Annotated in this window: 20 protein-coding genes; 6 read left to right on the plus strand and 14 right to left on the minus strand. The window is 62.6% G+C overall.

Annotation, left to right across the window (positions count from 1 at the left end):
• The 7 genes from BLU15_RS14200 to BLU15_RS14230 all read right to left on the minus strand — a co-directional run bounded on the left by BLU15_RS14200 (position 1) and on the right by BLU15_RS14230 (position 9,683).
• Entirely contained in the window at positions 1-1,218 is a 1,218-nt protein-coding gene (locus BLU15_RS14200) for a glycosyltransferase family protein (RefSeq protein ID WP_060521778.1), read from the minus strand.
• Between the two features lie 70 nt (positions 1,219-1,288).
• Positions 1,289-2,464: an ABC transporter permease gene (locus tag BLU15_RS14205; protein ID WP_060539369.1), complete on the minus strand. Its 1,176-nt coding sequence runs from the start codon at positions 2,462-2,464 to the stop codon at positions 1,289-1,291.
• Positions 2,461-3,459 carry an ABC transporter permease gene (locus BLU15_RS14210; protein WP_043613700.1) on the minus strand — a complete coding sequence of 333 codons (999 nt, stop codon included), beginning with the start codon at positions 3,457-3,459 and terminating at the stop codon, positions 2,461-2,463. The genes BLU15_RS14205 and BLU15_RS14210 overlap by 4 nt, the downstream gene beginning before the upstream one ends.
• A 1-nt stretch (position 3,460) precedes the next feature.
• Positions 3,461-5,362, minus strand: a complete 1,902-nt coding sequence (locus tag BLU15_RS14215; RefSeq protein WP_060521779.1) for an ABC transporter substrate-binding protein — start codon at positions 5,360-5,362, stop codon at positions 3,461-3,463.
• Positions 5,359-7,251 carry an ABC transporter ATP-binding protein gene (locus BLU15_RS14220; protein WP_060521780.1) on the minus strand — a complete coding sequence of 631 codons (1,893 nt, stop codon included), beginning with the start codon at positions 7,249-7,251 and terminating at the stop codon, positions 5,359-5,361. Before BLU15_RS14220 ends, BLU15_RS14215 begins: the two co-directional genes overlap by 4 nt.
• 123 nt (positions 7,252-7,374) lie before the next feature.
• Positions 7,375-8,325 carry a polysaccharide lyase gene (locus BLU15_RS14225; RefSeq protein ID WP_060521781.1) on the minus strand — a complete coding sequence of 317 codons (951 nt, stop codon included), beginning with the start codon at positions 8,323-8,325 and terminating at the stop codon, positions 7,375-7,377.
• Positions 8,326-8,333: 8 nt separating this feature from the next.
• On the minus strand, positions 8,334-9,683 hold the full coding sequence (locus BLU15_RS14230; RefSeq protein ID WP_090296014.1) for an adenylate/guanylate cyclase domain-containing protein: 1,350 nt from the start codon (positions 9,681-9,683) through the stop codon (positions 8,334-8,336).
• Positions 9,684-10,065: 382 nt separating this feature from the next.
• On the opposite strand from BLU15_RS14230, the gene BLU15_RS14235 reads away from it, so the two are divergent.
• Complete coding sequence (locus tag BLU15_RS14235; protein WP_060530245.1) at positions 10,066-11,403, plus strand: nucleotide sugar dehydrogenase; 1,338 nt, start codon at positions 10,066-10,068, stop codon at positions 11,401-11,403.
• A gap of 35 nt (positions 11,404-11,438) precedes the next feature.
• Here the strand turns inward: BLU15_RS14235 and BLU15_RS14240 are convergent, their stop codons facing one another.
• Positions 11,439-12,632 (minus strand): DUF3095 domain-containing protein, encoded by a 1,194-nt coding sequence (locus BLU15_RS14240; RefSeq protein WP_090296016.1) that lies wholly within the window; start codon positions 12,630-12,632, stop codon positions 11,439-11,441.
• A gap of 279 nt (positions 12,633-12,911) precedes the next feature.
• On the opposite strand from BLU15_RS14240, the gene BLU15_RS14245 reads away from it, so the two are divergent.
• Positions 12,912-13,745, plus strand: a complete 834-nt coding sequence (locus BLU15_RS14245) for an MBL fold metallo-hydrolase (RefSeq protein ID WP_043613689.1) — start codon at positions 12,912-12,914, stop codon at positions 13,743-13,745.
• A 96-nt stretch (positions 13,746-13,841) separates the two neighbouring features.
• On the plus strand, positions 13,842-14,024 hold the full coding sequence (locus BLU15_RS14250; protein ID WP_034799175.1) for a hypothetical protein: 183 nt from the start codon (positions 13,842-13,844) through the stop codon (positions 14,022-14,024).
• Positions 14,025-14,149: 125 nt separating this feature from the next.
• Here the strand turns inward: BLU15_RS14250 and BLU15_RS14255 are convergent, their stop codons facing one another.
• The 6 genes from BLU15_RS14255 to BLU15_RS14280 all read right to left on the minus strand — a co-directional run bounded on the left by BLU15_RS14255 (position 14,150) and on the right by BLU15_RS14280 (position 22,873).
• Positions 14,150-14,914 carry a polysaccharide deacetylase family protein gene (locus tag BLU15_RS14255; RefSeq protein WP_060601577.1) on the minus strand — a complete coding sequence of 255 codons (765 nt, stop codon included), beginning with the start codon at positions 14,912-14,914 and terminating at the stop codon, positions 14,150-14,152.
• A complete protein-coding gene (locus tag BLU15_RS14260; RefSeq protein WP_060586098.1) occupies positions 14,911-16,008 on the minus strand; it encodes a glycosyltransferase family 4 protein in 1,098 nt (365 codons plus the stop codon). Before BLU15_RS14260 ends, BLU15_RS14255 begins: the two co-directional genes overlap by 4 nt.
• A gap of 147 nt (positions 16,009-16,155) precedes the next feature.
• A complete protein-coding gene (locus tag BLU15_RS14265) occupies positions 16,156-16,437 on the minus strand; it encodes a hypothetical protein (RefSeq protein WP_034799172.1) in 282 nt (93 codons plus the stop codon).
• A gap of 103 nt (positions 16,438-16,540) precedes the next feature.
• On the minus strand, positions 16,541-17,995 hold the full coding sequence (locus tag BLU15_RS14270) for an MltF family protein (RefSeq protein WP_060521787.1): 1,455 nt from the start codon (positions 17,993-17,995) through the stop codon (positions 16,541-16,543).
• A 36-nt stretch (positions 17,996-18,031) separates the two neighbouring features.
• Positions 18,032-20,167, minus strand: coding sequence for a mechanosensitive ion channel family protein (locus tag BLU15_RS14275; RefSeq protein ID WP_082566551.1), 2,136 nt, complete (start codon positions 20,165-20,167; stop codon positions 18,032-18,034).
• Between the two features lie 108 nt (positions 20,168-20,275).
• Complete coding sequence (locus tag BLU15_RS14280) at positions 20,276-22,873, minus strand: SH3 domain-containing protein (RefSeq protein WP_090296018.1); 2,598 nt, start codon at positions 22,871-22,873, stop codon at positions 20,276-20,278.
• A gap of 427 nt (positions 22,874-23,300) precedes the next feature.
• Here BLU15_RS14280 and BLU15_RS14285 point away from each other — a divergent pair, with 427 nt between their 5' ends.
• The 3 genes from BLU15_RS14285 to BLU15_RS14295 are packed head-to-tail and all read left to right on the plus strand — an operon-like array spanning position 23,301 to position 25,903.
• The gene (locus BLU15_RS14285) at positions 23,301-23,750 is read left to right on the plus strand and encodes a helix-turn-helix domain-containing protein (RefSeq protein WP_060521790.1); all 450 of its coding nucleotides are present in this window, start codon (positions 23,301-23,303) and stop codon (positions 23,748-23,750) included.
• 27 nt (positions 23,751-23,777) lie between these two features.
• Positions 23,778-25,649: a hypothetical protein gene (locus tag BLU15_RS14290; protein WP_060521791.1), complete on the plus strand. Its 1,872-nt coding sequence runs from the start codon at positions 23,778-23,780 to the stop codon at positions 25,647-25,649.
• Between the two features lie 32 nt (positions 25,650-25,681).
• Positions 25,682-25,903, plus strand: a complete 222-nt coding sequence (locus BLU15_RS14295; protein WP_034799164.1) for a hypothetical protein — start codon at positions 25,682-25,684, stop codon at positions 25,901-25,903.
• The last annotated feature ends 7 nt before the right edge of the window (positions 25,904-25,910 follow it).

A 25,910-nucleotide genomic window follows, 5' to 3' on the forward strand; every position in this document is an offset into this window, starting at 1 on the left:
TCAGCTCGATTTCTTCACGATGTTCAGGTGGTCGCTCGACGGCCGGTCGAGCCATCTGCCGACGATCTCGGAGATGTGCACGAGGCCTTCCAGCCGCAGGCCGTTGGCGCTACTTTTCGACGGTGGCTCACGATAGGGCAGCGCCCTCAGCGCCGCCGCCAGCCGTAACGGATCCTCCGCCTCGTCCGGCAGGAGCATCTCGATCAGCCCCAGCTCGGCAGCCCGGCGCGCGCGGATCAGTTGCTCCTCGCGCGGCTGGATGCGCGGCACGATCAGCGCCGGCTTGTCGAAGGAGAGGATTTCGCAATAAGTGTTGTAGCCGCCCATGGCGACGACGCCCTTGGCGCCGGCAATGAGCTCTTCCATGCGATTGTCGAACTCGATGATCTTGATATAGGGGATCTTGCTGCCCTTGCGGATCAGCTTTTCCCGCTTTTTGACCGGCATGTAGGGCCCTAGCACGATCAGCGCCTTGTGCGTGAGCTCCGGATCCTGCTGATAGGCATGGATGACGTCGTGGATCAGGTCCGCCCCATCTCCGCCGCCGCCGGTGGTGACGAGGATGTAGTCGCCCTGAGGCTTATGACCCGGCAATTCCTCGCGCGGGACGCTGCGCTGCAGAAACCCGACGAAGTTCATGCGCTCGCGCACCGCGGGCGGCACGTCGAGTTCGGTCAGGGGGTCGTAGAAATCAGGCGGGCCGTAGACCCAGATCGTGTCGTAGTACTGCTCGATCTTGCGCATGGTATCGCGCCGCTTCCACTCTGCCTCGAGCAGGTGCGGCGCATCCATGACCTCACGCAGGCCGAGGACGAGCGTCGTGCCGTGCGCTTTCAGATAGGTCAGCGTTTCCTCGACCTCGCCGCGCAGGCCCATCGGCTCCTTGTCGACGATGAAGATGTCCGGCTTGAAGGTCTCTGCCGTATGGCGAATGATCGCCTGGCGCATCTTCAGCGTTTCATCGAGTTCGATATGGCGGTCGAGCGAGGTGTAGTCGCCATTATGCAGCTTGATCACGCTCGGGATCTTCACGAAATCCACGCGCGCGCGATAGTCGAACGCGCCGGCAATCGTCGCCCCGGAAATGATCAGGATGTTCAAGCCGCGATAGTCTTCCACCAGCGAATGCGCGATCGTGCGGCAGCGCCTGAGGTGTCCGAGCCCGAACGTGTCATGGCTATACATGAGGATCCGGGCATCTTCAAAACGCCGCATCATGCAAGAAACCTTTCACTCAGGGTACGATGAACCGTTTCACGCGGGCCGTATGGCTGCGTCAAACCGGGCTTCATTTGTAGGGATCCGCCGCGTCACGCAACCCATCTCCCAAGAAGTTGAACGCCAAAATCACAAGAATGACCGGAATTGTGGGAAATAGGAGCCAGGGATAGAAGGCAATGACGCTGACGCTTTTCGCCTCCGTCAGCAGAATGCCCCAGCTGGTGATCGGCGGCCTGAGACCGAGGCCAAGGAAGCTGAGCGCCGTTTCCCCGAGGATCATGCCGGGAATAGAGATGGTCGCGGTGGCGATCAGATGCGACATGAAACCGGGCACGAGGTGCCGGCCGATGATGCGGCTGCTCCTTGCACCCATGAGCTGGGCCGCAAGCACATAGTCTTCTTCGCGCAAGGCCAGCAGCTTCGAGCGGACAGCGCGCGCAAGCCCGGTCCAATCGAGCAGGCCGAGGATGATCGTGATCGCCAGATAGATGAAGATCGGGCTCCAGGTCGCCGGCATGATCGCCGCCAGCGACAGCCAGAGCGGGATGCTCGGGATCGATTGCAGCACCTCGATGACACGCTGGACGATGAGGTCGAAGACGCCGCCGTGGTAGCCGGCAAGGCCGCCGATGACGATACCGAGCACGAAGCTGACGGTAATGCCGAGAAGGCCGATCGTCAGCGAAATCCGCGCGCCATAGATGATGCGCGACAGCACGTCGCGCCCGAGGCGGTCCGTTCCGAGGAAGAAGGCCTCGCCGCCCGTTGCCGGGCAGACGAAATGCACGTTGCTTTCGAACAGCCCCCAGAAGCGATAGCCGTCGCCGCGGCAGAAGAAGCGAAGCGGCTGCACATCCTTAGTATCGTCGGCGTAGTTGCGCTTCAGCGTATCCATGTCCAGCGTCATCGTGCGGCCGTAGACGAAGGGACCGACGAACTTGCCCTCATGGAAGAGATGCACCGCCTGCGGCGGTGCATAGATATAGTCCATGTTGCGGGTGTGCAGGTTATAGGGCGCCAGAAACTCGCAGACGACGATCATCAGGTAGAGCGCGACGAGAAAGACGCCGGACGCAAGCGCGAGCTTGTGACGGCGGAATTTCCACCACATCAGCCGCAGCTGCGAAGCCTGGTTGACGCGCACCTGCTCGTCCGTCATCGCCTCGACGGAATAGGGATCGAACGGAGCCGTCGATACGTAGTGCGGCATGGGCTCGCCGGGCGCCGGAAGAAATGACGTCACTTGGTGCTCCTGCCTTGCAGCCGAATTCGAGGATCAAGAATGGCGAGCGCGATGTCGGAGATCAACACGCCGATCACCGTCAGGAAGGCCAGGAACATCAGGAACGACCCGGCAAGATACATGTCCTGGCTCTGCAACGCCTTGATCAACATCGGGCCGGTGGTCTCGAGCGAAAGCACGATCGCGGTGATTTCCGCGCCGGAGATGATCGCCGGCAGGATCGAACCGATATCCGAGATGAAGAAGTTCAGCGCCATGCGCAGCGGATATTTCACCAGCGTGCGCATCGGCGAAAGCCCCTTGGCGCGTGCCGTCACCACATATTGCTTCTGCAACTCGTCGAGCAGGTTGGCGCGTAGGCGCCGGATCATGCCGGCGGTTCCCGCCGCGCCAACGATGATGACCGGAATCCAGATGTGTTCGAGGATCGATTTCGCCTTTTCCCAACTCATGGGTTCAGCGAGATATTTCTGGTCCATCAGGTGGCCGATGGAAATCCCGAACCAGATGTTGGCGAAGTACATCAGGATCAGCGCCAGCATGAAGTTGGGGATGGCGATGCCGATCAGGCCCATCAGCGACAGGCCATAGTCGCCCCAGCTGTACTGATGGGTCGCCGAGTAGATGCCGATCGGGAAAGCGATCAGCCAGGTGAAGATGATGGTGACGAAGGAAACGAGGATCGTCAGCCACAGGCGGTCGCCGACGACGGCGCTCACGGGAAGCTCGTATTCGAAGGAATAGCCGAAATCGCCCTGCAGCATGCCTCCGAGCCAGTAGACGTAGCGCAGCACCGGCGGCTGATCGAAGCCGTACTCCTTCCGGAGCGCCTCGATCTGCTCCATGTCGACGCCTTCGCCCTGCGCCTTGATCTCGGCAACATAGCTTTCGAAGTAATCACCCGGCGGCAGCTCGATGATGGTGAAGACAAGAGCGGAAATGATGAGGAGGGTCGGAACCATCGCCGCGATACGCCAGAGAATATATCGCAGCATGTCAGCCTTCCTGTTCGATCCAGAAGGTGTCGGGTTTGTAGACACCGAAATAGCACGTGGGGTCGAAACCGTAGAGCGCAGTGTCGGGCACGTTCCTCAGCTTCTTTGCCACGAGGATCGGCTGGAGCGAGGCGTTGACGATGCCGATCGAGAACACCTGGTCGGTGTAGATCGAGAGCATCCGGCTCCAAATCTCCGTCCGCTCGGCATCCTCGGCCGAATGCCGCCAGCGCTGCAGCAGTTCCGTCAATTCGACGGCTGCCGGAAGGTCCGGGGCCTGGCCCATTTCACCGTGGGAAAGATAATTCAGCCCCCAGACCGGCCATTGCAGCTGGTCGTCCGCGGTCGGCGCAAGCTGGCCGGGGTTCATGCTGGCCGTCGGCACGCCGTTGTCTATGCCGAACCACATCGACATGATGATCTCGCCACCGACGGCGCGGCTGCGGAACGTGTCGCGTTGCGAGGTCCGGATGAAGAGCGATATCCCGACCTTCTGCCAGTAGTCGGTGATGAGCTGCAGCACGTCCGTCTCGAGTGTGCTTTCCCCGGCCGTTTCCACGACGATCTGCGCTGCGCGGCCGTCGGAGAGAATGCGGATGCCGTCGCTGCCCTTGTTCGTAAGGCCTGCCTCGTCGAGCAGCGCATTGGCCTGTTCCGGATCGTGGGCGACCCAGGCGCTGGCAAACTCGGGCCGGAAGAGCGGGCTGTCCGGCAGAATCGTATCGGCGCTTTCCTTCGTCAGGCCGTAGAACACCGCCTTGTTGATTTCGGTACGGTCGATCGCAAGCGACAGCGCGCGGCGAACGCGCACATCCTGCAGCAGCGCCCGCCAGACCTCATCCGAGCAGTTGAGATTGGGAAGCAGCGCCAGGCGCGAGCCCTGCGTCTTCTTCCACAGAAGCACTTTCACCGGATAGCGCTTCTCGGAATCCTTGAGGAAGGTGTAGTCGACGAAGTCGATACTGGTCGCCTGCAAGTCGCTCTCGCCGGTGCCGGTCTTCGCCGGGATCAGCGCCGAGGAGCTGACGCTAAGCACGAACTTGTCGATATAAGGTAGCTGCAGGCCGTTCTCGTCGACGCGATGATAGTAGGGATTGCGCTCGAAGACGAATTGTTCGGCCGGAAGCGGCGTCGTGTTGCGCCAGGGGTCCAGCGTCGGCAGGTCCGGGTTTTCCGGGCGGTAGGAACGGGCCATGCGCATGTGCAGCTGGCTCCATTTCTTCACCCGCTCCTCCTTCATCAGCGCCTTGAGCTTGTCTTCTTCCTGATACTTCTCATGGAACTGTTTCAGGTAGGCCGACGGCATCACCACCACCATCGGCTGGGGGGCGGCGAGCTTCTGCAGGAAGTCAGGATTGGGTGTCGACCAGGAATAGCGCACCGTGCGTTCGTCGATGATCTCGAACTTGGCGGCCTCGCCATCCATGACCAGCGCCGTCGGCAGCCCGGCCGGACTCAGCTTCTCGTTGTTGAGAACGTCGTCCCAGCAATAGCGGAAATCCTCCGACGTCAGCGGCGTGCCGTCGGACCACTTGTGGCCTTCACGGATGTGGAAGGTGAAGATGCGGTCCTCGACCGTTTCGAAGCTTTCGAGAACGTCCGCTTCGATCTTCAGCGCTTCGTCGAAGCCGACCAGACGGGCATAGCCGTAGATGGTCATCAGGCGGATGTCCTTGGCGCTGCCGATCAGCATCCGCACCTCGCCGCCGTACTTGCCGGGCTGGCGCCCCATGGCCGCGACGTTGATGACACGCGGCGTCTTCGGCAGGCGCTCGGCCAGCGGCGGCAGCTTGCCGTCGGCAATCTGCTTTTCCCAGAATGCGGGCTCGCCTGCAGCTGCAAAGAGCCGCGTCGGCAGAGCCACGGTCGCAAGCAATGCCAGTACAGTTCGGCGGGTGATCATGGCCGCAACTCCCTTGCATCCACGGATCGGCGTGCCAGCACGATGTGGTCACCACCGAGATCCGCGGGGATCAGCGCGTCGCCGGCATCATCGTCCCGGAACTGTGCTCCCCAACGCCGCATGTCCGAACCTTCGCTGTCCTTCAGCAGTTCGAAATCCAGCGGCCGGTCGAGATCCGGATAAGGAACCGCCGCCAGCAGCGACTTGGTATAAGGATGAACCGGATTGCGCATCAGCACCTCGCGTGGCGCCAGCTCGACGATACGCCCTGCACACATCACGGCGATGCGGTCGGCCATATAGTCGACGACAGCCAGATTGTGCGAGATGAACAGGCAGGTCAGCCCCAGCTCCTTCTGCAGGTCCTTCAGCAAGTTGAGGATCTGCGCCTGGACGGAGACGTCGAGCGCGGAAACCGGCTCGTCGCAGATCAGCAGTTCGGGCACCAGCGCGAGAGCCCGGGCGATGCCGATGCGCTGGCGTTGGCCACCGGAGAAGCTGTGCGGGTACCGATTGATGAAGCGCTGATCGAGGCCGACGGCCTGCAGCAGCGAACGCACCGTTTCTTCGCGCGATTTGCCCGTTCCGCGCCCGTGAATCTCGAGCGGCTCGCTGAGGATGTTCTTGACCGTCATGCGCGGCGAGAGCGAGGAGACCGGATCCTGGAAGACCATCTGGATCTTGGACCGCATGGCCTTAAGGTCGTCGCCCTGCACTTTCAGCACATCGACCGGCCCCTCGCCATTGTCGAAGATCACCGAGCCCTGGTCGGGCGTGACGGCCCGCATCAGGATCTTGCTGACGGTGGTCTTGCCGCAGCCGCTTTCCCCGACGAGGCCGAGGCACTCGCCACGGCGGATATCGAAACTGACATCGTCGACGGCGCGATGCAGCGTATCTTCGCCACCACCGAACCAGGACGATTTGCGCGTTCCATAGGTCTTCGAGACATTGCGGACGGACAAAAGCACGTCGGGACCGGTGCGCCGGTCGGCGGCCGAGGTCCCGAGCAGCGTTCCGGCCTTGACCGGCACTTCGCGCAGTGCCTTCAGCCGCTCGCCAGGCTTCATGTCGAAATGCGGAACCGCGGCCATCAGGCCCTTGAGATAGGGATGCTGCGGGTTGCGGAAGATCGCCTCGACCGGACCCGCTTCGACGATCTGGCCGTGATAGATCACCACAACCTCGTCGGCCATGTTGGCGACGACGCCAAGGTCATGGGTGATCAGCAGCATGGCCATGTTGAGTTTGACCTGAAGCTCGCGCAGGAGTTTCAGGATCTGCGCCTGAACGGTCACGTCGAGCGCCGTCGTCGGCTCGTCGGCGATCAACAGCGCCGGCCGGCAGATCAATGCCATGGCAATCATCGCGCGTTGCCGCATGCCGCCGGAAAGCTCGAACGGATACATGTCGTAGGCGCGCTTCGGATTGGCAAAGCCCACATAGCCGAGCAGCTCTTCCGTTCGCGCCCGACGTTCCGCCTTTTCCGCGTCGGTGTGGATCTTCAGCACTTCGGAAATCTGGTTTCCGATCGTGTGGAGCGGCGACAGCGATGTCATCGGCTCCTGGAAGATCTTGCTGATGCGCGTGCCGCGCAGGCTGCGGATCTCCTCCCCTTCCCGCTCCAGCGAGAGCAGGTCGATCGGCTTTGCAGCCGTCGTCGGGTCGTTGAACAAAATTTTGCCACCAACCTTGGCGACATTGGGCAAGATGCCCATCACCGCCTGGCTGATTGCGGATTTCCCCGATCCGGACTCGCCGACGAGCGCCGTCACCTTGCCGGGCAAAATTCTGAAATTCGCGTTATTGACGGCTTGAACTTCGCCGCCGAGCACCGAGAATGTGATCCGCAGACCTTCAACTCGAAGCAGGTCCGCCCCAGATGTCATAGCAGCACGCTTCCCTCATTGCTTTTTATCCGCCGCCTCTAAAAAAAGACTAGCGCAGCTTCCAAGGGCTGTCCAGCACACCCGGTTGCAGACGAGGCTCTACCCACCTGCATCTTCAGATGGTTAGAACGAAGGGCAGGCACCGCCCTTCAACACGTCGGCGCAATTGGCCGAGCGTCGGAAGTCGTCGTAAAACAGCGTCCAGTCGGTTTTATCGGCCGCCCGGTAGGGGCCGAACTTGAAGTACTGGTTCTTGCCGAGCCCCTTGTCGTCGTGACCGATATGACCCGTCACCGTGATGATTGGCTTGTCGTTGGCGAAGAGTTCGATGCGACCCGTGCCATTGGCTCCCGGCAGCGTGTAGATCGCGAAATCGATCCAGCCGGACTTCGGGTCGGGCAACGGATTGCCGTGGTTCGTCACCTTGATCGCATCGGTGCATGCATTGAAGAGACTGCCGTCGATCAGCTCCCAGTTGCTGTCTGCGGCGACCAGCATGCGCATCTGGTTGACGCCCGGCCGCCCCCATACGGGGATCTCGCCCGGTTTGCAGCTCGCCGGCTTCCCCTCAGGACCGGCCCAGAGCGGCGCGATATAGTTCGTTTCCACAGTGGCGAAAAGTTTGCCGGCCTCGAGCCTCAAGGCAAGGAACGGGCTGAAATCGCCCTCGGCACCCGGATCGATCTCGCGCTTCCACTGGGCGATCAGATAACGATGGTCCTCATTCGGGATCGGGTCGGCAAACTTGACCGCGAAACCATACCAGACGCCCTGGTCGTATGGCACGCGCAGCGCCGTCTTTTCCCAGATCTCGGCCCGCTCGCTGCAACCGTCGAGCGAATCGGGACAGGTCGGAACGACGCTCAGCTTGAGCGCGCCATTACCGTTATGCTTGACCTCGTTCTGAAACTCCACCGTGCCGGCGGTCTGCTCGAAGTTCTCGCGATAGTAGAGCCCGCCCTCAGGCGCAAAATCCCGCCCCTCGAAGTCGTCGGAAAGCTTGGTTTCCCATGGCTGCGCCATCGCGCTCCCGGCCATGACGATGGAAGCGACGAAAAGGACGGTGCGAAACATTCTTCCCCCTATTGAAGCATCTTGTCGATAAGGCCGCGCGGCGGCTGGAGCGGACGCGTATTGCGATGAAGCAGCATGACATGCTCCGCCTCGGAAAGTCCATCCTGCAACACGTCGTCGAATCGTTCATCGGCCCTTGCGAGCAAGGCAGCGTCGTTGGGGTAGAGGATCGTGAATTTCTGCCGCACGCCGCGGAGCTTTTCCTGGCCGAGGGCCGTCCAGTCGCCGCCGCAATAATTGACGAAGGCTTCGCTCGCGACGACGCTGTGGGCGTATTTCTTGGTCAGGTTCTGCAACCTCTGGACTTCGTTGACGGCCGAGCCGAAGGCCGAGAACGTCAGCCGGTCGCGCAGGCCCACATTGCCGAACATCACGTTGCCCACATGCAGACCGATGCCGTAGCCGATCGGATCGCGTGCCTGCTTGCGCCGCTCGCCGTTCAGCATGTCCATGCGTGCGGTTGCCGCGCGCACGGCGGCAAAGGCCTCGCGGGCGGCATATTCCGAGGGCTCCTTGTGGCGCCCACAGGGATAGACGGCGATGAAGCCGTCACCGACGAAGCTCAGAATATGGCCACCGTTGCGATTGAAGGGGGCTGCGATTGCATCGAAATAGGTGTTCAGGGTCTCGATATAGGACTGACGCCCTTCCTTTTCCGCCAGCATCGTCGAGCGGCGCATGTCGCCCATGACGAGGACGGCGCGCACGGTCTCGCCGTCGCCGCGGCGAACCTGGCCGCTCATCACACGCCGGCCAGCGCTGGAGCCGAGATAGGTGGTCAGCATGTTGTCGGCGAGCTTGCCGAGCACCGCCATCTTCGCGGCGACTGCCAGATGGTATTGCAGCTTCAAAAGCGCGCCAATGACATCGTCCGTGAAGCCGCCGTGCCGATCGGTCGTCCAGGATCCGACCATGCCGTGGCCGGAATCGGCGCCGAGAGACTGCATGAAGGCGAGATAGTCCGTCGCACCCTGCTCCTTCAGATCGTCGAAGATCGGAAATTCGGACGGGGTATCCTGGTAGATGCGCCGGCGGACATGCTCGAGATTGTTGTTGAGCAGGTAATAGTAGGGGCTCTGCAGGAACCGCTCGGGATTAAGCGCCAGTTCCTCGTGCCGAAGGCCGCTGACCTCCACGCCCTTGCCGCGCACCCAGGTGAAGCCCAGAGCATCGTAAAGCGGGTGCAGCATCGAGAAGGAAAGATGGACGCGCATCAGCGGCAAGCCGGCGGCCGCCAGCCGCTCGCAGAAGCCTTTGACGATCCTCTCCAGCGGCGCGTCGCTCAGCGATGTGCGCATCAGCCAGTCGGCGACCTTGTCGATGAGGATTTCGGATACGTTGTCGTTCGTCGGGCCCATTTCGCGTCCTCGCATGACAGACCGTCCCGCGTCAGCATCCGGAGACGGCGAACGCCCCGGCAATTTGCCGGTTCATGTTCGCGGTGGATGATGATGAGCCGTGCCCGTTAAGAAAATGCTCCAACCGATTCCGGCGTCGATGACGTGCAGGCACCCGGAATGCGGCACTTATATGTTGCAGATATTCACGCGCGCCGCCAATTTCCAGAGGCGAACGAAGATTTTTCCGACCTGTTGCAGCATGAAGATTTGATAGCCGGCTCAACGGCCTGCCAGCGGCCCTGGTGCCGGGCCTCGCTTGACTTGGGGCTTGTTTCTCTCCAACAAACCACGACATGTTCGCGCGCCGCGCCTGTCTGTCCACGAGATCCGGAACCGAAACTTGACCTCACCTCATTTCGAAAGCCTGCTGTCGTCCATCTCCGCCCGGAGCGCCAAGGCCGGCGTCATCGGGCTCGGCTATGTCGGCCTGCCATTGGCGATTGCGGCAGCGCGCGCGGGCTATTCCGTCATCGGTTTCGACATTGATCCCGGCAAGATCGTCGCGCTCGATGCGGGCAAGTCCTACATCGGGGCGGTCTCGGACGCTGTCCTTGCCCGGGAGAGCGGTGCTGGCCGTTTCCGTTCCACGACGGATTTCCTCGAACTGTCCGGCTGCGACGTCATCATCATCTGCGTGCCGACGCCCCTGACCAAATATCGCGACCCGGACCTTTCCTTTGTCGAAAAGACGTCGCGCGCGATCGCCGCAACCCTGCGTCCCGCGCAGCTCATCGTCCTGGAATCGACCACCTACCCCGGTACGACCGATGGCATCGTGCGCAGCATCCTCGAGGAAACCGGGTTCAAGTCCGGCGCCGAATTTTTCGTCGGCTTTTCACCCGAGCGCGAAGACCCGGGCAACCCGGTCTATGAGACCGTGAGCATTCCGAAGGTCGTCGCCGGCGACGGCCCCGAGGCGGCAAAGCTGATGGAGGCGTTCTACGCTTCCGTGGTCAAGACGGTCGTTCCGGTCTCGTCCAACGCCACGGCGGAAGCCGTGAAACTCACCGAAAACATCTTCCGCTCGGTCAACATCGCGCTCGTCAACGAATTGAAGATTGTCTACGAGGCGATGGGCATCGACGTCTGGGAAGTGATCGAGGCCGCCAAAACCAAGCCGTTCGGCTATATGCCGTTCTATCCCGGCCCCGGCCTCGGCGGCCACTGTATTCCGATCGACCCTTTTTACCTCACCTGGAAGTCGCGCGAATACGAACTGCCGACGCGTTTCATCGAGCTTGCCGGCGAGATCAACTCGGCCATGCCGCGCCACGTCGTCAGCCGACTGGCCGAGGCGCTGGACCGGCACGCCGGCAAGGCGCTCAGCCGCTCCACCGTTCTCGTCATCGGCCTCGCCTACAAGAAGAACGTTCCCGATATTCGCGAGAGCCCATCGTTGCGCCTGATCGAACTGATCGAGGAGCGCGGCGGCCACACCGCCTATCACGACCCCTACGTTACCGAGATCCCGCCGACGCGCGAATATGCCGCTCTGAAGGGCCGGCGTTCAGTGACGCTCGACGAGCCCACGGTGGCGGCGTTCGACGCCGTGCTGATCGCCACCGACCACGACCAGGTGGACTACGCAGCCCTCGCCAAGTGGGCGCCGCTCGTCGTCGATACCCGCAACGTCTTCCATCGAAACGGCCTGACGGGCAGCCACATTATCAAGGCATAGCGCAACGGTCGTGCGCATCCCTGTGGCCACAACAGCTAGCCGGCGCCACCCGCAAAGGGTTGAGTAGCCTTGTTGCGCGCCAGCGCGGCCTTGAGATTGCTCGCCGCCACCGCATAGCCTCCAGAGGCGCCGTCGACGAAGTGTATGTGGTCGCGGGTCATCGGCGTCGGCACGATGCAGGTCATCAGCGCCGAATCCTGCCGGTGCAGGCCATAGTGTCCGACGCCCTCTGCCTCTGCCCGCTGCAGCCGCGCCTCGATCCGTTCGAGGCACGGGGCACTGATATCGATCGTCATTTTTAGGCCGTCGTCGAATTTACGGAAGTCGGTGTTGTCGGCAAGGTCGCGGCGGTATCGGTTCGTATCGAAGGGCCCAAGGTTCCAGCCCATCCGAAGGCAGACGAAAAGTGCCAGCGTCTGCACGGTGATAACGCAACGCTTCAGGAAACGTCGCCCTCGCGGAGCGGCCGCGCGCGTCTCGGTGTCGATCCCCTGGAAGGAGAACCGCGCGGTCGGACCAAGCTCGGGAACGGGGTGACCGCCGCGACCTTCCTCGTCGGCAAGCGCGACGATGTCGGCGATCAGCGCCTGGAATTCCGGTCCGTTGCCCTTCGCGCCCGGCACCGCGATGATCGAGGCAATCGTGCCGTGGCGGGACTCGATCGGGTTCCAGCGACAGGAAAGGCCGGTCAGGTCCGGCCGGCTGCCGGCAGGCGCCGCCGCGACGTGATAGCGCCCGGCCTTCATCGCCGCCTCGGCCCAGCTTGCGCCGCCGCCTGCAAACATCGCGTAGGAAACCTCGTCGCTGGCCTTGAAGCGGGCGACGCGCATGTCGAGCCCGTGCTGGCGGATGTCACTGACCGGAACGAGCGCGGTCCGCAACTCAAGGTCAAGTTCCTCCGCCACCCAGGTCTTCACCGCGGCCAGCGCGTCGCAGGCCCTGTCGGCCATTGATGCCGGCAGCGCCGCCAAGGCGCCATCCCCCCCGAATACGAAGGGCATCGTCTTTTCTTCGAGCACGTTCATCAGGGCGGATATGACGCTGGCGCCGGCCATGTTGACCGTCTTGTAGCGGCCGTCGGCAATCGCACCGGTCGAGTTGACGATATCGGCCACGGCCAGCAGCCAGCCGTCCGGCAACGGCCGGTAATTCGCTTCGTCCGCGACGCCTTCGAAGGCGTCGAACAACGGCACGCTATCGTAAAATCGGCCTTCCATTGCCTCAGCCATCAGCGCCTCGATCTTCGCTCGCCCTTAACGTTCGTCAGATAATTCACGCGGGAGCGCAACAAAAAGTTTCATTGGCTGTTACCAAGGAGACACCTCAGTCCGTTTCTGCAGCCTAGAAGATAGGCGAGGAGCGGATTTGGCCGGAGGGGGACTTGGCGACGCGATGGTTAGTTTCCAAATAATAACCCATGGCATTGCAGGGGTGTGGCCATCTGTGCTTGTTTAACAGTCACACAAGGATCAAAATGGTCCAAGCGTGCGTAGTGAAGCCGAAACTGAATGCGTGACGACAACTTTCGAGTGCGGTTCTGGGGCGTAAGAGGAAGTTTGCCGGTCTCCGGCCAACAATACGTCGCCTATGGGGGAAATACATCCTGCATCGAAATTCGATGCGGCAAGGACGTATTGCTGTTCGATGCCGGCTCTGGCCTGCGCGAGGCTGGCTATGCGCTGATCGCCGAAGGCGTCGAAGAGTTCGATCTGTTCTTCACTCACAGCCACTACGACCACATTATCGGTCTTCCCTATTTCAAACCCATCTACAAATGTCGCAATTCGGTGCGCTTCTGGTCTGGCCATCTGCACGGCACCATGACCACGCGGGAGATGATCCGCGATTTCATGCGCCCACCATGGTTCCCGGTCGATCCCGACATCTGTCAAGCGAGCCTCGACGGCATGGACTTCAAACCCGGTGACGTGCTGACCCCGCGTGCCGGCGTCACCATCCGCACGACGAGCCTCAACCATCCCGGTGGCTGCGTCGGCTATCGGATCGAATGGAACGGCCGCGCCGTCGCTCTCGTCTACGATACCGAGCACGAGCCGGGCGTCCTCGATCCCGGCGTGCTCGAACTGATCGCCGGGGCCGACCTGTTCGTCTACGACTGCACCTATCTCGAAAGCGAGATGGAGCATTTTCAGGGTTACGGACACTCGACCGGCATGCATGGCGCACGACTGGCGATGGCCGCCGGCGTCAAGCAGCTCGCCATGTTCCACCACGATCCGTCGCGCACCGATGAGGCGTTGGCCGCCATGGAACGCGATGTCCAGGCGACATTCCCCGGCGCCTTTGCCGCCCGCGACGGACAGATCGTCGAGCTCGATTGAGCATCTGAAATCGCGTCGGGATGTCCTTTACCCGAAATTCGGGCCGGAACTATTTCACGCCTCGTGGATTCCTTCTTTCCAAAGAAGGAGCACCGCATGAGCAAGGACAAGAAGGCCCAGCAGGCGATCGAGGAAACCGGCAAGGATCCGTCGGGTGGGCAGCATCTTCCAACCGCAGGTCCTCATGCAAAGGATCGACTGACCGACAAGACCAAGACCCCCGGCTCAGGGTTGCTGCCGGACAACGATGACGACACTGTCGTACCCGGTAGCGGCTGAGGTGGTGTTCCAGCAAAACATGGGCCGTCGCATCCGACGGCCGCGCCTCCCTGACATGGCGGCAAGCGTCCCTACTGTTTGTCGCGGCAGCTGGCCAAACTACGCTTCCGCCAGCGAAAGGATCATTAAGCTATGAGATCGGCTCCGGTCCGCCAGCGACAGGCCGGATGCGCGGCCGTAAGCGTGAAGAGCTCCTCCATGAAGGACCAAACGCCGGCGTCGTGAACCAGATGATGGGTGAGCACTCCGATGGTTCGCCCGGCCTGATCCCGCCTCTTTTCATCGTCACCGCAGATCTGCCTTAGCCTGGCGATGATGTCTGCTACAATCGCCGCGTGCTCGCGGCAGCCGCGTGTTCCCTGCCAATCCATCACATCGGCATGGGTGTTGACGAGCTTGAAGAGCGAGGGTTTTTCCGGACCGAAGACCGACAGCGCCGCAAAACCGACCCCGGGCAGGTCATCCAGAAGCGCGCCGTCGATCCGGTTCCACGGCGGCACCAGCATCGGCACGAAGCTGCGCGGAAACAGCGCCTGGAGACGCGCGCAACCCTCCGTGAGTTCATCGAGAACCGTTGAGCGTGGCCGGTGCGCGCCGAGTTCCTGTTTCTTTTCCTCGGGCGGAGCATGGTTGCGGTGCGCCCAGCCGTGCACCGCGACGCTGACGCCGGCATGTCCATCGAGGCGGCGCGCAAGCGCCTCGCCCGTCAGCGCGGGCGGCACGGCGATGACCACCGGAACCAGGTGCTTGTCAACCAGCGACAACAGGCGGTCGAGTGCTGCCGTCGGCTCGGCGGCGTCGTCGTCCCGCAGCCAGAAATCAACCTGTCGACCGGACGCGGCCACGCGGTCGAGCGCGACGGCAAGCTGCTGCCAATGGGGTCGTCTCATGCCGTCGCCTCCAGATGCTCGTCAAATATCGTGCGCAGCCGCCGCGCCGCGGCAGGGAAGGAACGTTCGTCGTGGACGAACCGTCCGGCAGCCGTACCCAATCTCCGCCGAAGGACCGGATCCTCTATCAGCGCGCGCATCGCCGCCGCAAAGGCGGTGGCATCGCCGTCGGGCGTAAGGATCCCTGTCTCGCCGTCCCTGACCACTTCCGGCACGCCGGCGGTATTCTGCGCAACGACTGGCAGGCCCGCCGCCTGAGCTTCGAGATAGGCAAGCCCATAGGCCTCGCCGCAGCCCGGCCAAACGTAGAGGTCGCTGCCGGCAAGAATAGCCGGCAGATCGGCAGCGCTCCTTTCGCCGAGCCAGTCCAGCCGGTCGGACGGCAAGGCCGAGAAGGCCTGTTGCACCTCGTCGCGGCACGGACCGTCGCCGACGATCGTCAGGGTCCAGCGGCTATCGGCGATGTGTGTCAGCGATTGCGCCAGCATGCGGTAGCTGTCCAGCTTGTCGCCGCTGCGCATCATGGCGACAGCGACCATGCGGCAGAGGTCATCCGTGCTTCCGCCGCCCGGCACGAAAGGGGCGGCATCGATGAAGGGGGCAAGCATCGCGTGGCGGCAGTCGGGCGCGGCCTCCAGCAGGCCATCCCGGTCCCGGCGCGTCAGGCAGATGTTGACTGCCGCCTGCTCGATGGCCTGGAGCACGTGGCGTTGGGCGATCGCGCGCACGCCCTCGTTTCGCCGCGCCGAGTAGGAGGCCTCTGCCGTCACGTAGGGGATGGTGAATTCGGCGGCAAGCGAAGGACCGAGCAGGTCCGGCGCCTTGTAGTAGGGATGGTAGCAGAACCATAGATCGGGGGCGCCGTCGCGCATCCACCCCTGCCGGAGGCGGATGATCTCGCCTGCCGCCGCTTGCTCCAGTTCACGAAAATCTACGTCCGACGCGGCCGCCATGAAGCTGCGCAGGTCCGAGACGACCGCGACCTCGTGCCCTCCCGCACGGAGTGCTGCAACCAGCATGCGCGCCATCAGGCGATCACCCGAAGGAACGGGATGGTCTGGGGATTTCAGCGGTGCGTAAAAGGCGATCTTCATCCGCAGCGAGCTATCGTTTCTCCGCGGCGGCCTGTCAACCGACCGCGCCGGGAGCTTGCCGCTTTCCGGTGGGATCGCGGGAGAGGAAAGCATGCGTCCGCGCCGCCGTCTGCAGCCAAGGGGATACCAGGCCCGACCGCCAGCGGTTCATCGGTCGATCGGCAAATCGTAGTAGTCCCGGCGGATCAGTTTCAGCGAACGGTCCGGCTCGATGACATAGGTTTCCTGAACGAAGCTGTTGCCGCTCGTGAAGCGGTGCGGGACGATGCTGCCGACGGGCGCCTTCGTCAGCTTCGTGCGCGGCTGCCCGCCATAGGTGATGCTGCCGGGGATCGGCTCCAGGTCCGGCGTCGTGCAGCCCGCAAGCGTCACCGCGGACAGAGCAAGCAGACCAAACAGCCCGCCAAGGCTGCGGATGTTTTTCACCATGATCACCTGGCAGCCCCATCGCCGTCCGTGGACCGCTCCGTGCCTGCCACTCCTTGTTTCGTTTCTCTTCTTCCAGCGCGGCCAGATCGCGCCGCCGCGTTCGCTAAGGCGTTGCAGCCACCCCTGTGCTGCCGGCCTTCTCGACCGTGGTTTCCGTATCATGCTCCGAGAGCAGGCTATAGGCGACATAGTATTTGTAGATATTGCTGACGTATTGCACCGTCTCGCGCCCGACGATCGCCGCCGCCGCATTCTCGACATTGCCGAACCAGAGGTTCGGGTCGAGCCCCATATCCTTGGCCTTGGCCCTGAACTTGCGCAGGTTTCCCGGTCCGGCATTGTAGGCCGCGAAGGCAAACAGCATCTGGTTTTTCGGCGTGACGGCCGGGTCGTCGATGTAGGTATCGACAAGGTAGCGCAGATATTTCGAGCCCGCTTCGACGTTGAGGTTCTCGTCCTTATCGATGCCGCGAATGTTGACGGCCTTGTCCGCAGCGGTCGATGGCAGCAACTGCATGATGCCGACCGCGCCCCTGTGGCTGCGGCGGGACTGATCGAGCTGCGATTCCTGGTAGCCCTGCGCCATCAGCATCAGGTGGTCGAAGGAATAGGTCTTCCCGTGCGTGCGGAAGATTTCCACGAGTTGCTTGAAACGTTCGACATCGGCTGGCGCATAGGCGCGCTTCAGCATCTTGTCGCCCTTGTAATAGGTGCTCCTCAGGATGTTGCCGAAGGTCGTCCCGACCTTGTGGGTCTTGACGAAGTCGTCGAGCACACCTTTAAGCTTGGGGCTGTCCTTGCGGATCGCCCAGGCGATCTCCCCGTGGTCGGAAACGACGATGTCGTCGCGCACCTTGAGGTCGGTGAACACCTTCACCCAGATGTCCGCCTTGTATTTGTCGACGACCGTCCAGGGCAGCAGGCCGGCATTGATCATCTCCAGGACGTCTTCGTCCTCGAGGTTCTCATCCATGTCCTTCAGCGTGATCGGCGCGCGACCGGCCTTTTCGAAGCCGGCGCTGAGCGCCGCCAGGTGCTCGTAATAGCTGCTCGATCGGCGCACATGCAGTTCCTGCCCGCTCAAATCGTCGACGCTTGTGATCGCCGGCGCCGAAGGGCCGGTGACCAGCACCTCCTTGGCTTCGTCGAACAGCGGCGCGGTGAAATCGACCTTTGCAAGCCGCGTCTCGGTTATCGTCAGATTGGCCATGACGATATCGCCAAGCCCTTCTTCGAGCGCCGAGAGCAGACGCGCCCGCGGCATCGGCAGGAACCCGACGCGGATCTTGTCGATCTGCTTCTTCCTCCCCTTGTTGAGTTCGTGTTCGAGCGCCGTTCCGAAGTCGACGGCCGTGCCCAATTGCTGGCCGCGATCGAGGAAATAGATGGTCTTGCTGAAAGGCACGATGATGCGGATCACGCGCCGCTTTTCCATTCCGTCGAAGTCGTCCTTGTGGGGGACGAACATCGAGCGAAGGAATTGCTCATTCGACTGTGCCAAGGCGCCGCTTCCCGTGAAGAACACGAGAAGCAGCAGCCCCAAGAGAACGCGTTTCATGTCAGCCCCCAGCCCGAGAACCCTGTTGCCGAAATGCTATTCCTGCGGCGGACCGCCTTCGCCAAGCGCGGCGGCCGCATTCTTCTTGGCGATGGCGTCGCGGGTCGCGGCGGCCGCGGCGACGGATTGCTGCTGCTCGTCGCCCGCCACCTGCACGGTCGGCGAGGCGAAGTTGATGCCGTTTTCCTTGAAGGATTCCTTGATCATCACCTGCGCCCGGCGCCGGACCTGGGTCTGTGCCCCCGGCTTCGTCTTCATGGCGAAACTCAAGGTCATGCCGTAGTCGCCAAAGTTCTCGACACCCTTCATCTTGACCGTTTCCAGGATCAGCGGCCCGATATCCGGATCTTCGAGCAGCTTGGCGCCGATGCCCTTCACCAGTTTCTTCACCTTGGCGACGTCGGCATCGAAGGAAACGTTGATCAGGAACTTGTCGATCACCCAGTCGCGGCTCATGTTCTGCACCGCGCCGAGCGAGCCGAAAGGCACCGTGAACACGGGACCGCGATGATGCCGGAGCTTGACCGAGCGAATGCTGAAGGATTCGACCGTGCCCTTGTAGCTGCCGCTCTGGATGTATTCGCCGATGCGGAAGGCATCGTCCATCATGTAGAAGATGCCGCTGATGACGTCCTTGACCAGCGTCTGCGAGCCGAAGCCAATCGCCACGCCGAAGACACCGGCGCCGGCAATCAGCGGGCCGATTTCCACCCCAAGGCCGGAGAGCACCATCAGCACGGCCACGATCGCGATGAAGGCTGCCAGAAAGTTACGCAGGATCGGCAGCAACGTCATCAGGCGGGTGTTGCGGGCGCGCTCGGCCGGGTCTTCGGTCGCGTGATTGGCCTGCTTGACGCGCAGGTTGATGAAACCCTTGACGAGCTGCCAGACCAGATCTGCAGCCAGCAGGATGACGATACCCGCCAGGACGCCGCGGAACACCCGATTGAAGGCGTCGTCCTGCATCATCGACGTGGCGCTGACCTTGAAGACGAGCGCCAGCCAGCCGGCGGCAAGCGCGATGACCAGCAGCCGTGCCCCGCGCTCGATGAAGATGTTGCGCACCACGCGCGGATCGTCCTCTGCCGAGCTATCCAGCATCGTCTTGGTAAAGGCGCTCGTGAAACGCAGCAGCGGCGGCAAGCCGATCACGTAAAGGCCGATCCAGAACAGCACGTCCATGCCGGCGACCCAAAGCAGCCAAAGCACGATCAGGAAGGCAACCAGGAACACGTTGCCGACGATACGGCGCGAACCGACGACGGCCCCCACCGGACGCCGCACGACTGTGAGGATCCCGAGCGCGAGGACCACGAGCCCAAGAAGCGCGGTGATGAGATTGCGCACGTCCGCGGAAATCGACAACGCGCTCATCGCGTCGCCGACACCCCAGACGAGCGCCCCGCCACCGATCAGCCATAGGGCATGCCGGTGCCAGAAGCTGGCCTCATCGGGCGTGAGCGAGAGGTAACCGCCTCGCCCGTCCGCATTCCCCTCGTTGACCGGTCCCCCCGTCAGGACCGCCGAGGCGATGATCATCAAAAGGCGTGCTCCGATCCAGGCGCCGAGCAGCGGCGCGATCGTCGTTTCCAGCCGCGTCGGCCAGTCGGCGATCGCCAGCACCGACATGCTGGCAGCCGCAAAAACGATAAGCGGCAGAAGCCGTGTGAGCATGGTGCGGGCCGGCCCCGTCAGCACCGCCCCCTTCAGGCTGCGTCCGAGCAGCCAGCGCAGGAGATATTCGGCGCCGTAGCCGATCGCCAGGATCAGGAAAAACCCTTTGAGGATGGGAGCGGCGCCATGGCTCTCCATGTCGCCGGAAAGGCGCTGGCGCGCCGCCTGCATTTCCGGAAGGACACGCGGCACGGCGTTGCCGATGCCGGTCAGATGACGCCTGATTTCGGCGGTCCAACGCGCCACGACACCGGTTGCGGGCGTTCCGGCCGGAGCTTCGGCCGCAGTGGCGGGCGGGGCCTGTTTCGTCGACAGCCACTGTTTCACTTCCGGATCATCGAGAAGCTGGATCAGCTGCTGGACCTTTGCGGGCGGAGCCGCCGGCGCGGCTTCCTGCGCCAGCCCTGGCGAAACCAGCCCAAAAACAACGGAAAGAAAAGCCACGAGACCGAAGACCGGCCCCACAAGCAAGCGACCCGACGACCCGACACAGCCCATTCTCAGCACCCCCGACGAACATGCCCGTCCCCCGACCGGCACGACTCTCAATCATTACAAAGGCTAACATACCACCGGGCTGTTGCGCCAACGTCAAGAGCGTCGCGGTCAACGGCGACGGAATCCACCACCGCCATGGAACCCACCGCCTCCATGGAAGCCACCTCCGCTAAATCCACCGCCACCACCAAAGCCACCACCGCCGTGGAAGCCGCCGCCACCGTGGAAACCACCGCCATCAAAGCCGCCGCCACCAAAGCCACCGGGTCGGTCAAAGCCGCCTCCGCCACTGCTCGGGAAATTCAACGGCCGCTGATCGAAAGACTGTCGTTCGAAGGAGCGCTGGTTGCCAAGTTGACGTCCGATATTGTCGATCGCCAGATGATCGGGGGCACGAGCGCGGTCCGCGCCTTGACCGGCTTGCTGGCGCGTGTCGATCCGCTGGTTGAGGTTCGCCGCCGCATCCGGATGATTGGCGGAGAATTGCTCGCCCACCTTGGTCCTATCCTGGATCAAAGGCTTCTGGACTGGCTGCCAACCGTCGGGCGTACGCTTTTGCCATTGTCCGTCGTCACGACGATACACGTTTCCGTCACGGCCGGCATAGACGTCGCCGCCCTTGCCGCCGGCGACAAAGCCATGGTTCCCGTCCGACGTGCGCCAATTGACGCCGGCGCCATTGGCGGTCGAGCCGCCGCTGATGCGGGCAAAATCGGACCCGTGCTTGACGGCCGCGGTGCCCCAGCTTCCGTAGACGTTATGTCCGCCGCGGGCCATCGCCGCGTTGCCGGTGCGCGGATTGTAGGCGGCGACGAAGCCGCGGTCTCCGTTCGGTCCGTAGCCGGCCGCGCCGCGAACGTAGGTGCCCGTGCGCGGATTGTAGGCCGCACCGGCAGCAATGCCGCGATAGGGCCCGTAGGCATATCCATAGCGGCCGAACGTACCGATGGCCGGATTATAGAAGGCGCCGACCCCATAGGTTACCGGGCGTGGATAATAGGGCCAGTAACCGCCACCGGCCCAGCCGTAATCCCAATAGTCGTCATAGTACCAGCCGGTGCCGTAGACGAAGGTGTCCCAGGCGAGATAGGCACCCAGGTAACCCATCGTATAGCCGAACCAGACCGCGTCGGGCTCGGTATCGTAGATGCGCACATAGGTGGCATTGTAGATCGGCGACGACGGCGGGATGGTATAGATCTCGTCCGGCACCGCCTTTGCCACAGCGAACGGCCCGGTCGGTGCATCGCCGACGAACCAGACCCCGTCCTTGAGCACGAAATACTTGTCGCCGACCTTGATGACGGTCTCGTTGGTGTTGACCGCGTAGGTCAGGGACGTCCCGTCGATCGTTTCGAACTTCGGGTCGCCGCTATAGGCGACGTCCACCGTGACGGAGCCATCGAGCGAGACACGCGCCTTTTCGGGAATGCTCGCCTTCAGCCGCGCCTCTGCGTTTTCGGAGGTACCGGGAACGGACGCGCGCACCGTGTAATAGGCGGCATCCTGCGGAATGTTCTGGAAGTCCTGCGGCAGCTTGGGCGTCGCGAAGGTCCAGGGGCCGTCGAGCGCGGTACTCGCGAACCAGCGACCGGATACGAGGATGTACCAGCTTGAGTCAACGTCACGGTAAAAGGCGTCGCTCTCGGTGTTGGTCGCAACCTTGAGACCGGTGCCCGGCACCTGTTCGAGTTTCGGCTCACCGTCGAAGGCGAGCAGTTCCGACGGCTTGTCCGAATAGATGACGTCGGGCACGATCACCTTGTCCGCCTGCGGCGGGATCGCCGCCTTGGCATCCTTCCAGTTGTCGTCGTCCGGCAGTTTGCTGAGTATGTCGGGAAGCGACGAGGCGGACTGCCATCCCGAGGCGAGATCCTTCGATTGCAGCCATGACTTGTCGTTGCGCAGGTAATAAGTGGCGTCAGCCTCGACCTTGAACAGATCCCAATTGGTGTTGACCGTGAAGGAGAGCCCCTCGACGCCCTTGACCGGGGCAAACACGGCCTTGCCGTCGGTCTGCACCAGGATCGCCGGCTTCTTGCTGATAAAGATCGGCGGCGCGTCGGCCTTCAACCCCTCGACATTGCCGAGCCGCTGGTAGTCGGCGAGGCTCGCCGTCAGCTTGTCCTCCGAAATGGTGATCGTCCCGACCGGCATCAGCTTGTCGACCTCGAGCGTCAGATCCGCCAGTTCCTTCCGGTCGAGGACGGAGAAGTTGATCTCGGTCATCTTGATATCAGAAACGACGACCTGGCCGGAGGCGCTGTCGGCATCGGTCTTGCCAGTAACGCCAACCACGCCGAAGATCGGCTTGGCGTCGTCGGACTGCTTGTATTCGGCGGCGATCAGCGCATCGAGTTCGGTGAAATCCTTCCAGGCGTTGATCTGCGGCTGATAGAGCGTGATGGTCGCGCCACTATCGGTCTTGTAGGCGCGCGGCCAACCGAGCCCCTTGGGATCGGCATCGTTCAGGTACTTGCCGCTCACGAAGCCGTTCTGGCCATTGAAGCTTACCGCGCACCAGGTGCCCGCATCGTCGCATTCCTTGACATCGACCTCGGTTCCCTCGGCGATCGTCCCCAGACTGTTGGAGGCGGTTCCCGGTCCTTCCCGGAAATTGACTGAGGCGCTCGTCGTTGCCGGCCCGGCCCGCGCCGGAACCGCGGCAATCGCGAGGAGGGTGAAGGCGAGTGTCAGTCTGCGCATTACGGTTCTCCGAGATCCCGGGCGGCCGACCCGCGCCCGCAACGACTGAAGCCGAAGCTGGCACCGGAACTGGTTGAGCCATAGACATCTTTGCCCATCGCCAAAGCGCAAGTACGTAACAGTAACGGCGACCGTAACGGGTCGCCGAGAAGTTAGACGCAACGGAGCGGAGCGTGCCGCAGCAAACGCCGGATACCGGAACGATTCGGAGCGCCGCAGGGGCGCATGCCGTTTCACCACCCCTCCCCGGTCCTTCAGGTTGCCCGCTTCTGTCCCGATCGCGACGGTCGCTATCCCGTCTCCCCGGGTAAAATCATTAAAGCGTCGCAAATCTTTGTGTTTTAGCCCGTAGTGATTGCATAGAGTCATTTATTCAAGCAAACTCATATGTATGATTTGACCACTCCTACGTGCGGAGGAAATACAAGTGAACACGAAAGCCCCCAGCCAGATCGATGTCTTTGTCGGTTCCCGCGTCAGGATGCGTCGGTTGATGGCCGGACTGAGCCAGGAGAAGCTGGCCGACGGTCTCGGGATCACATTCCAGCAGGTACAGAAGTACGAAAAAGGCACCAACCGCATCGGCGCGAGCCGTCTGCAGGCGATCGCCGATATCCTCGGCGTGCACCCGAGCTTCTTCTTCCAGGAGGGTGAAGACCCTGCCGGCGCACGCAACGGCGACACAACGCGCGAGCCGAGCGAAATCTCGTCCTTCGTTTCGTCGAAGGAAGGCATCGCGCTCAACCGCGCTTTCCTGAAGATCACGGACCCGGTGCTGCGCAAGAAGATCATCTCGCTGGTCGCCGCCGTTGCCCAGACGCCGGAGACCGAGACCGCCCGCTCAAGCACGAGCCACGCTCAGGACCTGCACGGCTAAGCACCCGCGCCCGACAGGAATGACCGGATGACATTCAGACTGCAGACCCTCGGGCGCTTGCGGCTCGTCGATAACGGCGGGCGTGAGGTAGCGTTTCCCGAAAAGGGTCTGCTGATCCTGTGTCATCTGATCGTCGGCGGCCACAGCGAGCAGTCAAGAAACGATGTCGCCAAGCTCCTTTGGGACGAGATCGTCCCGAGCCAGGCCTTCGTCAATCTGCGCAAGACGGTCTCCCGCATCAGCGCGCGCCAGGAAGAACTCGGCTGTCACTTCCTGAGTTTCTCGCCGTCGGCCGTGCGCTTCGACGCCAGCCGGCTCAAGAGCGACCTCGATACCATCGGGCGTGAGGCGGGCGATCCACTTTCCCGTCTCCAGTGGGCCGTCGAAACCTTCCAGGAAGACTTCCTCAAGGACTTGAAGTCCCAGGGCCAGGCGCTGCATGGCTGGATCGAGCGGCAGCGTGGCGAGCATATGGCGCTGCTGCGCGAAAGCCTGCTTCTTGCGGCAGCGGAGGCGACGAACAATCATCGCAAGCTGGTCAAGGCGGCAGCGACCCGGCTGCTCGAGCGCAACCCGCTCGACGAGGACGTGCGCAAGATCCTGACCCAGGCGTTTCAGCTTGAGGGCAACCATCTGGAGGCACGGGCTGTCTCGAATGGCGGCGGCGCGATCGCGATCAACAGGCCGGAATTGCGATCGGTCTCGACGATAATCGCGCCGACGTCGGAGCCGGCAGCCGACTCGCGCCCGCCGCGCGTCGTGCTTCTGCCGCCGAACAACGGCGCGAACGACAGTCCGGCAACACAATTTGCAAGCGCATTGATCGAGGACGTGACGATCGGGCTTTGCGCGCTTCGCTCGGTTTCGGTGATCGCGCCCTACACGGCCGCACAGATCAGCCTGCAGGCAGACAAGGCCAGCACCTACCAGAAGCACGCCATCAGCTACATTCTCGACACGCGCCTGACCGACGAAGGCAGCCGGCTGACGCTCTTCACGCAACTGATCTTCTTTGCCAATGACGAAGTGATCTGGGCCGACCGTTTCAATCTCGATGGCGACGGGCTGATGGCCTCACGGCGGGAAATCGCCCGCCAGATCGCGCTGGCGATCGCCAACCAGGTGGAGCGCAACGAGACCCATCGCCAGACCTACGAGACCAATGTCGGCTCGTACCGCAGCTTCCTCCTCGGGCAGCGCTATCTCAAGCAGCTCAACCTTCCGGAGCTGCGGCGCGCGCGCAAGAGTTTCCGCCAGTCGCTCTATGAGAACTCCGGCTTTGCGCCGGCGATGAGCGGGCTCGCCCGCAGCTATTTTTTCGAGTGGCTGCTGACAGCCCGCGGCGACGCAGAGCTGCTGGCGCTTGCGGAACGGCATGCGCGCGATGCGGTGGTGGCCGACGACACGCTGGCAACGGGCTATCGCGAGCTTGGCGTCGTCAAGCTCTACTTGAGACAGTTCGACGAGAGCATGGAATACCATGACAAGGCGGAGGCGCTGAGCCCTCAGCACGCCAACGTGATTGCGAGCTACGCCGACACGCTGGTGCAAGCTTCGCGCCCCGAGGGTGGCCTGCGCAAGATCCAGGCAGCAATCGATCTCAACCCGATTGCGCCGGACGAATATTTCTGGACCGCGGCCGGCGCCAGCTACTCGCTTGGCCAGTATGAGCAGGCGATCGCCTATATCGAGCGCATGCGCGATCCGACCCCTGCCGACCGGCTGTCGGCGGCAAGTTGGGGCATGCTCGGCAACCGGAAAAAAGCGCGCCAGTTCGTCCGTAAGACTTTCGACGTGCATCCGGACTTTGATCTCGACAAGTGGATGACCATCGTTCCCTTTAGGGAAGAATGGCAGCGCGTTCATTATTGCGAGGGCCTGCGCAAGGCGGGCTTCTAATTTCTCACATCAGCAACGGCCAGGAGGGGAAAATGGCAAAAGTAGTGGTGATCGGTTTGGCGGGTGACAACCGGCTTTGGGTTGCGGATCTGGATGCGGGCACGGTCTCGCAGATCGCAACGCCGACGCAGGGGCCGCTGGCTGCGGCCAACGACCTGCGTAACAACAGCGGGGCAATGGTGCACAAGGGCGTCAATCTCGCCGTGGTTGCGGCCTCGTCCGGCTCCGTTTCCGGCGGGTTCATGGACGGCTAGTCCACGC

The sequence above is a fragment of the Ensifer sp. YR511 genome, from assembly GCF_900103045.1.
GTDB lineage: Bacteria > Pseudomonadota > Alphaproteobacteria > Rhizobiales > Rhizobiaceae > Ensifer > Ensifer adhaerens.